Annotated in this window: 8 protein-coding genes; 7 read left to right on the top strand and 1 reads right to left on the bottom strand. The window is 36.5% G+C overall.

Translation table 11 applies throughout. The annotated features are described in order from the left end of the window. Positions 1 to 218: 218 nt before the first annotated feature. Entirely contained in the window at positions 219 to 1682 is a 1464-nt protein-coding gene (locus tag FY048_RS11525; protein ID WP_446091212.1) for an amino acid permease, read from the top strand. Between the two features lie 244 nt (positions 1683 to 1926). After that, positions 1927 to 2292 (top strand): hypothetical protein, encoded by a 366-nt coding sequence (locus tag FY048_RS11530; protein WP_446091213.1) that lies wholly within the window; start codon positions 1927 to 1929, stop codon positions 2290 to 2292. Positions 2293 to 2326: 34 nt separating this feature from the next. On the opposite strand, the gene FY048_RS11535 is transcribed toward FY048_RS11530, so the two are convergent. Beyond that, positions 2327 to 3787, bottom strand: a complete 1461-nt coding sequence (locus tag FY048_RS11535; RefSeq protein WP_446091214.1) for a coniferyl aldehyde dehydrogenase — start codon at positions 3785 to 3787, stop codon at positions 2327 to 2329. A 129-nt stretch (positions 3788 to 3916) separates the two neighbouring features. Here FY048_RS11535 and FY048_RS11540 point away from each other — a divergent pair, with 129 nt between their 5' ends. The 5 genes from FY048_RS11540 to gspG all read left to right on the top strand — a co-directional run bounded on the left by FY048_RS11540 (position 3917) and on the right by gspG (position 13643). Then, on the top strand, positions 3917 to 5005 hold the full coding sequence (locus tag FY048_RS11540; RefSeq protein WP_446091215.1) for an AraC family transcriptional regulator: 1089 nt from the start codon (positions 3917 to 3919) through the stop codon (positions 5003 to 5005). A gap of 36 nt (positions 5006 to 5041) precedes the next feature. Next, positions 5042 to 5494 (top strand): hypothetical protein, encoded by a 453-nt coding sequence (locus FY048_RS11545; protein ID WP_017388810.1) that lies wholly within the window; start codon positions 5042 to 5044, stop codon positions 5492 to 5494. Positions 5495 to 5662: 168 nt separating this feature from the next. After that, a complete protein-coding gene (locus FY048_RS11550) occupies positions 5663 to 12460 on the top strand; it encodes an RHS repeat-associated core domain-containing protein (protein WP_446091216.1) in 6798 nt (2265 codons plus the stop codon). Continuing rightward, entirely contained in the window at positions 12460 to 12969 is a 510-nt protein-coding gene (locus tag FY048_RS11555; protein ID WP_446091217.1) for a hypothetical protein, read from the top strand. The genes FY048_RS11550 and FY048_RS11555 overlap by 1 nt, the downstream gene beginning before the upstream one ends. A gap of 245 nt (positions 12970 to 13214) precedes the next feature. Further along, the gene (gspG, locus tag FY048_RS11560) at positions 13215 to 13643 is read left to right on the top strand and encodes a type II secretion system major pseudopilin GspG (protein WP_446091218.1); all 429 of its coding nucleotides are present in this window, start codon (positions 13215 to 13217) and stop codon (positions 13641 to 13643) included. Position 13644 lies beyond the last annotated feature (1 nt).

The following is a 13644-nucleotide window of genomic DNA, read 5'->3' on the forward strand; positions in this document are numbered from 1 at the left end:
AATTATATTGATAGAGGGTAGGCTAATATAATAATGAAGGAAAGGATTGATGATTAATTTTTATTGTTATAGGTAATAGCTTTTAAAAAGGAATTTATAAGGTTTTAAGTGGTTTAATAATATTTTTAACATGATTTAATGGACTAAATTAATAATCATATAATTTATATATTATTAAAGCATTTACGACGGTTGCTATAAATTGGAGTAAATATTACATGAGTAAGAATAACGGAAAGCAATTCCTGGAAGGAGATCTTCTTGGTAGTCAACATATGACTGAACAAGAAGAGGAGAAATTGCAACGCTCATTAACCAATCGTCATATTCAGATGATTGCGATTGGCGGTGCAATTGGTACTGGATTATTTATGGGTTCCGGTAAAACATTAAGCATTTCAGGAACTTCAATTGTATTAACCTATTTAATTATTGGTTTCTTCTTTTTCTTCGTAATGCGGGCAATGGGTGAGCTGCTGCTGGCGAATACTAATTTTAAAACATTCGCAGATTTTGCTACGGCTTATCTCGGTCCGTGGGCAGGGTTTTTCCTTGGTTGGTCCTACTGGTGTAACTGGATTATTACTGCGATTGCAGATGTGATTGTGATCGGAGGGTACATGCAGTTTTGGTATCCCGATTTACCGGTTTGGATTCCTGCATTTACTTCATTGGCAGTCTTAACCATACTCAATTTTGTAGCCGTTCGGCTATTTGGTGAACTGGAATTTTGGTTCTCACTCATTAAAATTTCAGCAATTATTTTGTTCATTCTTGCAGGAATCTATTTAATTAGTACCGGATTTACTTCTCCGAATGGTGTTAAAGCATCGGTTAGCCATTTGTTTGAAACAGAGTCTATGTTCCCATATGGTGTAACAGGTTTCTTGGCAGGTTTCCAAATTGCCATCTTTGCATTTGTGGGGATTGAGCTGGTTGGTACAACTGCTGCTGAAACCAAAGACCCGCATACCTCACTTCCAAAAGCAATTAACTCTATTCCCTTACGTATTTTATTATTCTACGTGGGAGCATTGGTTTGTATTATTGCGGTCACTTCTTGGGCTAAGGTATCGCCAGATAAAAGTCCGTTTGTGGAAATGTTTACATTGGTTGGGTTACCAATTGCGGCAGGTTTAATCAACTTTGTTGTAGCGACTTCGGCACTATCTTCGGCAAACAGTGGAATATTTGCGACCAGCCGTATGTTATATGGTTTAGCTTTAGATAATGATGCACCTAAAAGCTTTAGTAAGCTCTCTAAAAGAAAAGTTCCAATTAGAGGACTCGTCTTTTCAATGGCTTGTGTGACGCTTGGAACATCAATTTTATTTATTGTTCCCAACGTTATGACGGCATTTACGATTATTTCAGCGCTCACTTCAATTTTATGTATTTTCACATTTATGTTGATTGTGCTTTCATATATTTATTATCGTAAGAAAAGTCCTGAGTTACATATTCAGTCAAAATATAAAATGCCGGGTGGTTTATTTATGGCATGGATGACGATGCTATTTTTAGTCTTCACTATTGTAATTTTAGCTTTAGATCATGATACGCTGATTGCTTTAGAGTTTTCGCCAATATGGTTTATTGGTTTGTTTATTGCCTATAAATATAAAAAGAAAAAAATGTTGCAGCTTGATATTTTAAAAGCTCAAAAGGTTGATTATATTTAAGTCGAGTATAGTTCCTTTTATATTAAAGCTAGGTGAGTGCCTAGCTTTTTTATTTTGAAAATAATAATTTATAATTTTTGATTAAGATAATTTGTTTATGGTTACAACATTTAGTAGAAAACTTACCAGAAAATTTTGGTAAGGTCCGAAATTTTTTCAGGATTTTAAAAATAGTCATAAATATTAAAATGAATTAAATTGATTTTAAAACTAAAGGTTACAAAGAAAAAGGAGTCGTAATCCCATGATACTTAAGTGTAATGATAGTGATTTGTACGATTTTACTATTGGAAAAAGATACATCTGTTTTGGGGTGCAATTTAATGAATATCGAAATGAAACAAAGGTATCTGTTCGCCGTGATTCAGATGGTACCCCTGTTATTGTAGAAATTTCTAAATTTGAAATAATTAATCCTAGTATACCTGAAGGTTGGGAAATTTCATTTTATAAACAGGAAGATACTAGAACTACTACTATTGAACCTAAAGAATTTAGTGGAGCATTTTGGGATGACTATCATGATGGAAATCCTAAAATGGAAAAATTATTTGAAGATACTTATATAAAAATCTGTAAATTTCATAATTTTTCTATTACGTTCGATTAATTAAAAGCCTCATTACGAGGCTTTTTTATCATCCTTATTTAATATTAGGATCGCCTTTTTTCAAGAAAAAGCGAATCGCTAACTTTTGCAGAAATGTTCCATAAGGAGGGTGGAAAAGCTGTGTCGGGAAAAATCGATGACGAATAAATACAGTTTTAGCATGAGAAAGTTCACGGAAGCCTTCTTCACCATGATATGACCCCATGCCTGAGTTTCCGATACCACCGAAAGGAGCATCATGGTTGACTACATGCCAACCCCAATCATTGATGGTCACACCACCCGAATGAGTTTCACGTAAAATACGATCACGTTCTACTGAGCTATGTGTAAAGCAATAAAGCGCTAAAGGTCGTTCGTCTGATTTCACATAGGTAATTGCATCATCTAAAGAATCATAAGCCACTACAGGTAGAACAGGGCCAAAGAGTTCTTCTTTCATAATGCGCATGTCTGGAGTGCAGTTAAGCACAATCTGTACAGGCATTCTGCGGCCTTGTTGGTCAAAGCTGTAAGTGTCGCAAGGAATAATCCGCGCACCTTTTTCTTGTGCATCGGTCAAAATATCTTGAATACGTTTTAAATGACGGTCATTTACAATGGATGTGTAGTTATCATTGTTTGTGATGTTTTGACCAAACATTTTTATAAAGCTTGATTTTGCAGCTTCAACAAATTCATCAATACTTTCTTTGGGAACCAACGCGTAGTCAGGCGCTACACAGATTTGCCCACTGTTTGTTGCTTTACCATGTGTAATACGTTTTGCGGCATCGGCAATTGGGTAGTTACGGCTCACAATTGCTGGTGATTTACCGCCTAACTCAAGTGTAACAGGAGTTAGGTTTTCAGCTGCTGCTTTCATTACGACTTTGCCAATAGCTGGAGAGCCAGTAAAGACAATATGGTTAAACGGCAAAGAGGTAAATCTTGCTGGGTCTGTAATTTCTTCACCAAAGACTGCGACTTCATCTTCATTAAAGACTTCGGCGAGCATACGTCTTAGCATTGCATTGGTATTCGGTGTAATTTCAGACAATTTAATCATGACTCGGTTGCCCGCAGCTAATGCGGCAATGAGCGGACCAAGTGCTAAATAAACGGGGAAGTTCCAAGGAACAATTACACCAACCACGCCTTTAGGTTGGTATTGCACACTTAAACGATTTGATAAAAATAAAAGCTCGGTACGGCGTTTACTTGGGCGCATCCAGCGGCGTAAGTGATGAATTGCATGATCAGCCTCTAACACAGAGCCAAGTAAATCTAATAGTTTAGATTCATCCAGTGATCTTGAACTAAAGTCAGCATTAATCGCAGTAGCTAAAGCATCTTGATAACGAATAATTTGTTTTTTGAGTTGATGCAGTTTTGTTCGACGTGCCTCAAGACTTGGATATGGATCTGCCTCAAAATTAGCACGTTGTTTGGAAAAAATAAGTTCCATATGTTCAGTGGCAGAGCCGCTATATTCTTTTAAAGTGGAGCTTTCCATTTTTATTCCTTCCCATATTTTGCTTATCATACTTTATGCTTGAAGCGTCGTATGGTCGATGTTAAATTGAGACAACAAGAGGTAGTTTAGTGCCATTATGCACGTCACTCTAGGGATGGTGTGAGTTAAATGGCTAATAATATTTATAAAAATACAAATCTTGTTATCGAAGGAAATTATGATAATACATCTTTTGGTTCGAATACATATTTGCTGGGGTTGACCAGTTTATTTAATGAAATGGGCTTGCAAGGCCATTCAATGTCAGATGTTCTATCTGGTACAAATATTTCACCAGATGCGATGAATCAACCCTCTTTATATATTTCTCAACTTCAAAAAATCCAGTTATTTCAAAATATTCAACGTTTATCTCATGATCCGTTAATTGGATTGCGTGCTGGACAAAAGCAGCGGCTGTCAGATTTTGGGGTATATGGTTATGCACTCTATTCTTCGCGTAATTTTAGGCAAGCAGTAGAACTTGGCATTCGACACATTAAGCTCGCTGGGCCTATTTTAAAGAAGTCTTTTTATATTCGAGATGATGCTGCTGTTTTTGAAGGGCAAGATATTATTGCACTAGGTAAGCTTTTGCCTTTGGTGTGCGAATTTTGGTTTAGCTCCATGCAAACCTTAATTGAACGTGTGCTTGAAGGACCATTTCAAGCCAAGAAACTTTTATTGCCTTATCCAGCACCTGATTACGCAGAAGAATATGAAAAAGTGTTTCATTGTCCTGTTCAGTTTGATGCTGGCGTAATGCAATGGCACTTTGATTTAAAGTGGCTTGATGTACCTTGTCCAAATGCCAACCCGATTACCGCGGATATGTGTAAGTCTTTTTGTGAGCGGATGTTAGGTACAGCTGAACTTGAAGAGCCTGAGTTGGTGAAAACGATTCGTTTGATTTTGTTAGATGGAACAGGACTTTTCCCATCGGCTCAAGAAATGGCTGAACGATTGCATATGTCAAAGCGTACCTTACATCGGCGCTTGGCAGGTTTTAATTTAAATTATCAAGAATTGTTAGATGAAACTCGGCGCCGTCTTGCGGATGAATATTTGCGAGAAACGACCTTATCTATAGATGAAATTGCCGAGAGAATTGGTTTTTCAGATACATCTAATTTTAGAAAAGCCTATCGACACTGGACAGGTATTTCACCGAATGAGTATCGTGAGAAATTGGTTTTACAATTTAAATATTTGAAATAATTTAATTGTTTTCTAAGTGTTGATAAGTTGAATTGTATGTATGAAAAAGATAGGGGTTTAAGTTTTGAAAGTTTTAAAAATGTTAATCAACCAGATTTTTTTAGTGAGGTTGAATATATTTATGCAATTTTTAAAATTAAGACATTACCTTTAGACTTGCTTCTTAAAACTGTAAATTTAGTTTGCCCTAATTTTCTCATTATCGAGGGACATATTTTTTTATCAAATGAGTTTGATGAGAATAAATTTAAAGATTTGCGAGAAAAATATGAGATAGGAAAAGTCCAATTTTGGATGAATTTAATCGAAATTACAAACTTTCATGAAGAAATCACTGAAGAGCAGGCTTTATTACTTGCTGGGAAAATAGTTGATTCTTGGAATGCAAAAATAGAATATGAGGATATGAAGACGAGTGGTAAGGCCAGAGTATTCAAAGATCCAGAATATGGAGAAGTATTTGTAACCATTGATTGTAAAGAGAAGTAAGTATATTGGAAATTTTGAGGTGTCATATTTTTTTAGATAAATTTTATAGATTAAAATCTGTTTATTAATTTTTTAATAAAAAAATAAAGTATAAGTTTTGTTATCTATTGTGGTTTTTTTTAAAACTAAGTATCATTTACTTATATAAATGATACTTAGTTTTACATAATGAAATACAAAATACTTTTTATATCAATTTTTCTAGCAATTCATCATTCTCATGCAGCAGAAGTAGACCTAGTAGGGAGCTTGGAAGGCGGCACAAATGTTGATTCAAATGGAGTTGTAGAACATTCAATTCCGATTAATATCCCTCCCTCCCTTAATAGTTTTATACCGCAGTTAGCAATCTCTTATAGTGGGCAATCTGGTGATGGAGTACTAGGGGTAGGATGGACAATTGGTGGTTTATCTAGTATAAGTCGCTGTAATGAATTAAATGGAAATAATATTTCTACCCCTCCTGGGGCTGATTTTTTAGAAAAAGGTTTTAATTTGTTGGGAACTAATATTCCTCCTAACATTAATTATTCATGTTTTGCTTTAGATGGGAAAAAATTAATTCTAATCAATAGTTCAGAGCCTATAGAAAAAGCTGAATTTCGTTTAGAAAATGATAATTTTACTAAAATTACTCTAGAGATAGATAAAGATAGTGCTGGTAACTATAAGGGAGTAAAAAAGTTTTTTGTAAAGCAAAAAGATGGTTTAATAAAAGAGTATGCTGCAGCATTAAAAACAAATAGTAAAGATACAACTAAACCAGGTGAATATACTGTTGGTTATAAAGCTTATACTAATGAATGGGGGTTAAGTTCGGTAAGGGATCTAAATGGTAATTATTGGTCTGTAGAATATCAAGATCTTAATAAAGGCATATTATACCCTAAAACTATTACCTATACTGGAAATGATAGCGGAAATCCTATTTCTCCTCAAAATATAATTTATTTTGAATATATATCAAGAAATCCAGATGAGATAAAGATTGGATATTCTGATACAGCCTCTAATATTGTTTTAGATAAAAAAATTTCAAAAATTATTATTAAAAATAATGGATTGATAAAAAGTGAGTATCGTTTTCAATATGAAGAAATTAATGATAAAATAGCAAATAAAACTCGTCTAAAAAATATTGATTATTGTATTTTTGAAGGTGGAAATCATTCTTGCTCATCACCAACAAAAATTGAGTGGACCTCTTATGGTAAGAGTGTCATGACTACTCCTTATAGAACCAGTTTAGTTAAAATACCAAATATTAATAGTTCGACTAAATTGAACACAATTCAACTAAATGTTAAGAAGGATTCATTAATTAAACAGAATGTCTATGTGGCAAAAATAGACAATAATCTTAAACTTTACTCTTATCCTTCTTCCATTACCGATCCTATTTTAGATGATATATTATCTCATCCATCATTAAGTAATTTTCAAGAATGGTCACCTATTACATTGGATGTAAATAGTGATGGTATTCAAGATTTGGTTATTTATGGTAGAGACGCTAATCAGCAAGTTTCTCTATTACTATTTACAAGTATTTTTGATTCTGAGAAAAAGCGTCAGTTTAGTTTTTATAAAGAACTTAAAAATATTTTTAATAGTCCTGCTCCATTGGTAAATATTTCAACTATTGATGGAGATAGAGATGGCATTGAAGACTTAGTGCTTTTATCAGGAGATAAGAGTGATATACGTTTTAATGGTATTAAGCTAGATAGTCTAGGAAATTTAGTTTCAGTTAAATCTACTATTATCGGGGATAATATTAAATACGCGTTAAATAATACTAGTTCAGGTAGTCGTAATATTTCTTTGGCTGAACATATATTGAGTGGGAATTTTACTCGCGATAGAACAAATGATATTATTTTTTACTATATTAATGCTAGTGGTTTAAATTTTTGTAAAGCTACGGTCTACAAAGATGTTATTCAAAATTCACAAAATATATCTAATTGCGATTTTTCAAATGAAGTTTCTATTAAAGGAGAAGCTGGTCAAATTTATAAAGATTATAATTTTAGTGTAGTTGATTTTAATAGGGATGGTCTTGATGATATTGTAATGTCTAAAGTTATCCGTTTAGACCCGCAGGACGGTTCTAATACAAGATTTCAAGAAAGATTAGTGCCTTTGTTATCTACTGGTTTTAGTTTTGAACCTCAACCTGCTATAGATCTACCTGTTTATACAATTAATACAGAGCGAGCTTGGGAAGTAAATACTAATTGGGAAGATCAGTTTTCAGTTCCTACTTTTTCTGATTTTAATCATGATGGTTTTATTGATTTTTATCGTTATGTAAATACTTTTGATAGAAGTGCTGGAGATGGCAAAGTAAGATATAAAGCTGATATTATTTCATACCTACAACGGCCAAATAGAAAATTTGAGATCTACCAAAGAAATGTAGCCAAATGGTGGGTGCCTTATTCTGAACAAGAAAGCTTCAATTTTACTGTATCGAAACTTCCTTTTGATCTTCCAACTGATAAATATAAAATACAGTCAGCATCAAATTTATCAGATATTAATAATAATGGATTTGAGGAAATTAATTTACAGTTTATTGCTCGTCCATTTTCTGGAAATGAAATATACATATATTCGCTGATTTCTCAGGCATCTGATGAAGATATACAAATAGATTTTTCCTCCTTCTTCTCACCTATATTTCTTTGGCACCAATTACAAAATCCTAAAATGGATTTTCAGGACATGCTTAAGTCTATAGAAAGTGGAGATGGTCATAAGCAATTGTTTAGTTACTTAAACTTTAGACAAGCTCCTGAAAGTCAAGAAGCTAAACCATTTCCAATACGTGCTAGTAGTGCACCAATTTTAGTCACTCAATCTGTAGAGAATTATTTAAATAACATTTTAGGTTCGAAGGCTAATTATACTTATTCTTCTCCGCGAGTAGATGTAAAGGATAATCGATTCTTAGGATTTGAAACGACGACAGAAACATTAGAAAGTTATAATAAAAATGCGAATGGGAGTGATGTAACTGATAGGTTGGTCAAAGAAACTATATTCAATCAGAACTATCCATTTACCGGGATGGCGAAATCTGTAGTGACCAAAGCGAATGATGCCGTGGTGTCTAAGTTAACCATTGCGGATGCAGATTTCGTAAGTGACAGTGCGTATCCAACGACCAAGGTTAAATTCCCACGAATTAAGAAATCTACAGTTGAGAATTATGAACTGGGTACACTGGTTTCCAAAACAGTCACAGCCAATAACTATGAAAATGTATTTGGTAATTTAACCGATTCAACGGTAACTACAAGCAGTGCAGATGGTACAAGTGTATTTACCACGACAGTCAAACCCACTTATGGCACGGCTGACAAGACCAACTGGATTCCAGGCCTGATCAAAGACCGGGTGATGACGGCTTCACGTACGGGTCAAACCGCGATTCAAACAAAAACCAGTTATGAATATGATACGAAACGACAAGTCATTAAGAAGATTGATGAGCCGGATGACGCAGCGTTAAAACTACAGACCGATTATAGCTATGATGCCTATGGCAATGTCACCAAAGTCAGTGTAAGTGGTACGGGTAATGGAACGGATACGGGAGCAACCCGTACGGTCAGCTCTGCCTATGAGGCAGGAACCGGTTATCCGGCTGGTGTATTCAAGACCAAAGAGACCAATGCATTATCACAGCAGTCTACCGCAACCTATGATGCGGTTACAGGACAACTCCTGACTTCCACAGATATCAACGGGGTTGCAAGCACCAAAAAAATTGATGCACTTGGCCGTGTGATTCAGACTAAATCGGCCAGTGGTGTACAGACGGATATAAGCTATCAATTATGTAAGACCTTTGTTGAGGTGGGAAGTAACAGCAGTGAATGTGAAAAGGGTGAAAACTATAAGATCACCTCGACCTCAACATTAAATGCACCAGTCATTACCTATAAAGATGCTAATGGCAACGTTAAGCGGACGCTGACCAAAGCCTATGACAATGTCAATAATACGGTGGTGCGTAATGAATATACTGCATCTGGCCGTCTGTATCGAAGCAGTAGCCCAAGCCTGAGCAATGTAGCCTATGCAAACCTGCAATGGACGACCTATGAATATGATGCGCTTGGCCGCGTGAGTAAATTGACAGAGCCGGGTAGCCGGGTCACCATCTATACGCGCAGTGGCTTACAAACCACAATGACCAATGCCAAGAACTTAAAGCGTACAGAGAAAAGCAATATCGCCAATGAAGTGGTTGAAATTGTTGATCATGATAATAAATCCCTCAAATACAGCCGAGATGTGCTAGGGCGAATTACCCAGACGACAGATGCGTCAGGGAACAGCATTAGCCTGACACTCGATAAGAATGGGAATAAACTGCAACAGGTTGATCCGGAACTGGGAACCTGGAAGTACCGTTATAACGTATTGGGACAACCGGTATGGCAGCAGGACGGTAAAGGACAACAGACGACTTTCCAGTATGACAGTTTAGGCCGCTTGATTAAACGAACCGAGCCGGACCTGACCTCGACATGGACGTGGGATAGTGCAACCAAGGGTAAGGGACAACTGGCTCAGGTCAGTAGTACAAATGGCTTTAGCGAAAGCTATAGCTATGACAGTTATGGACGACAAATCCAAACCACGACCAGTAAAAAGATTGACCCAATTGCCCAAGGTACGACAGATCCGGACTTTATTACCAAGTGGAACTATGACAATGCCGGACGTCCGCTGGCATTTGCTTACCCAACAGGATTTGGCTACCGAAATATTTACGATACCAACGGTTATTTAAAAGAAGTCCGAAACCTTGCGGGCACGCAGCTGTATTGGTCAGCAGATGTACGCGATGCAAGAGGTAATGTTACCGCAGAAACCTTGGGTAATGGTTTGGTGACGAAAAGAGCCTATAAGGCAGATACAGGGTTTATCGAATCGATCAGTACCGGTGATGCGAAGATCCAGCAAAACACCTATAGCTTTGATGCACTAGGCAACCTCACTAACCGAAACCAGAACTTGGCAGGTATCTCTGTTAATGAAACATTTAGCTATGACAACATTAACCGCCTGACCAGTGTTGTAAACCAGGGCGGTGGCAAAGTCACAGCGAGTTATGATGCGATAGGCAACCTGACTGCCAAGAGTGATACGGGAACATATAATTATGCAACAGGCGGGACGAGTTGTGGTGTACACAAGGTGTGTACGATCAGTTCAACGACCGGTGGTCTGAACACGGCTTTTAGTTACGATGCGAATGGAAACCTGTTAAGTGGTAACAACCGCAGTTATAGCTGGACAAGCTTTAATATGCCTTTGCAGATTAAGCAGGGGACGACGACAGAAAGCTTTATGTATGATGCGAACCATGAGCGAGTAAGACGTACCAGTGTAGAGAACGGGAAAACTACAACAACGTTATATATCAACCCAAGGATTGATACGGGTGGGACATTCGAGAAGAGCTATTTACCGGATGGAACAGCTGAATACACCCACTATTTATATGCAGGTGGAGATGTACTGGGTAGCTATGTCAGTAAGGATAAGGGAACGCCACCGACCGGAGATCTGGGCTTAACTGCTCAGGCAGGTGTTGCCCCGAACAGTGCTAAGGCTGCGGTGAGTAAAACAGGACCTTACCGTTATTTCCACAGTGATCATTTGACCTCAATTGAGGTGATTACTGATGCTACGGGGGCGGTAGTTGAACGTTTGAGCTATGACCCGTGGGGCAAGCGCCGCAATGCGGATGGAACAGTGGCGACCACTGTGCTGAAGGGAACCAAGGATAGCCATGGTTTTACCTCGCATGAGATGCTGGACAGTATTGGTCTGGTGCATATGAACGGGCGTGTATATGACCCGCAGGTAGCACGATTTACCAGTGCGGACCCGACTATTGACGGTGCGGATAATTTACAGGGTTATAACCGTTATAGCTATGTACATAACAATCCGGGAACGTTGCTAGACCCGAGTGGTTATAGCTGGCTTTCTAAAAAATGGAAGAGTTTTACAGGCTTTCTTAAAGATGCAGTGATTACAGTAACTGATGATTGGTTAGGGAGTTGCTCAAGCAGTCAGGGGGACTGTGGGGTTACAGTGGGTGTAACTTATGGGCCAAACAATCAGGGAATTGGTAGTCAAAATGATGGTCGCACTACAGTTCAGCCTTTTGTAGGGGTGGGGGGAGCTAATAATAATTATACAATTGGTTTCTCTTATAAGGATAAAAGTTTACTATTCAATAACTTCGGGTATCAATCTGGTTATTTTAGTATTACTAATCCTAGGACTAGGGTTGATGCTGGGTACCTTTTTGGTGAGTTGAGCCTTATTCAAAATAGTTTGACTACTTTAATTAATCCAGAAACTGGAATAGCAATACAATCTATGATTGATTATTCAAGGAAAAATAATTTTAGTCCGGAAGAAACTCAACAATTAATTAAAAGTGTAAGTCAACCAAGTAGTAGACAAGGTCAAGACTACATCATGGGTTGGGCATTCGGAGCCCCTGCGAGTGCTGCTTTTGCAGCGTTTGCTCCAGAATTAGCTGCTTGGAGCGTTGCAGGTAGTGCGTTATATGGTGGAGGGGCTGGTGGTCTTGCGTACTTAAATACAAACTCTAATGTTGATTATTACAAACTGGCTATTTATACCGGAGGGGGAGCTGCAAATGGAGCATTAGTAGCTACTACTAAAAACCCAGGTTTGATGTGGGCATATGCTTCACTTGCAGCCTACCATACACAAAAGACTGCTGAAGGAAAAGCGAATATATCATCTGCTTTTGTATCTGGTGCTTTTGCACCTATTGGTTATGGATTGGGTCAAGCAGGAGCAAGCCCGTGGATTCAGAATTTATTAACTTATCCTGCTTCTACTGGAACAACTACTATAATTGACAAAATTATTGAAAAAAATGAAGGTGGGAAAAAATAGTGAACTCATCAAGTTTAAATAGATATGATTATTTCATTGACTCTGCTTGTGTTAAATTAATATTAGGTGAGTGCTTTGGTATTATATTTATGCTATTCAGTATTATTATATTTATGCCTGATATTTTTGATTCGGATAAATGGCTTGCAGAGTTATTTGGCATAAGTATTTCACTGTATTATTTGTACCCTGTTGTTGTTGGATTGGTTGGATTAATTTATTTGTTGAAAAATTTTTTTAAATATTATCGTTATACTGTTTTTAAATTTCACGTTGAAGATGGTTTTGTGGTTTTTAAAATTTTGGGATTAAAAAATATTAAGTTTGATCACTTTAATATAATTGCTAATCACTATCGGATTGGACACTGGAATGGGTTTAAGAAAGAGTATTTTAATTGTATAGGTGTTACTAATAATAAAAAATTATACTTGATTCCAGTGATTGACAGTAAACAAGATGAACTTATTCAAATCTTAATCACTCATGGAGGAGAAATGATAGAGTGAAGTATTATATAGATAGTAATAGGTATATATTGCATGTTTGATAAACTAAGCCAAATTCAAATCATAGGAATTTTCGTCACGCCTATTGTTCTATTATTAGGAGCGATTGTGGGACCTAAACATTTAAGGCGTTCCTTTTGGGGTGGGCTTATTATTTTGCTCTCATTTTATTTTATTAATCTTTTTAAATAATAGTAGGTTTATTTTATGCAAAAAGAAATGCTGTATTATGTGGTGTTCTGGAAATGAAATTAGGTAATAGGGTTAGCAAAAACCAAGGCTTTACTCTTTTAGAGTTAATGATTGTTTTAGTTATTATTGGTTTATTAGCAGGTATTATCGGTCCGAATCTATTTAAAAATTTAGAAAAGTCTGAAAAGACTACCGCTAAATCTCAAATTGATGCATTGACTAAAGCAATCGATCAATATCGTATTGATAATGGTTCATTTCCTGATAATGGAAATGGACTAAATGCTTTAGTGGTTGCGCCCGCAGGTGCATCTCGCTGGAATGGTCCCTATATTAAAAAAATTCCAATTGATCCTTGGGGGATGGCATATCAATATCAGTCACCAGGGCAAAATAACCCTACTGAATATGATGTGTATTCTTTTGGAAAAGATAAAGCTAAAGGTGGAACTGGTGATAATGTAGATATTGGAAATTGGTAAG

This window comes from Acinetobacter sp. 1124_18A, from assembly GCF_052824995.1.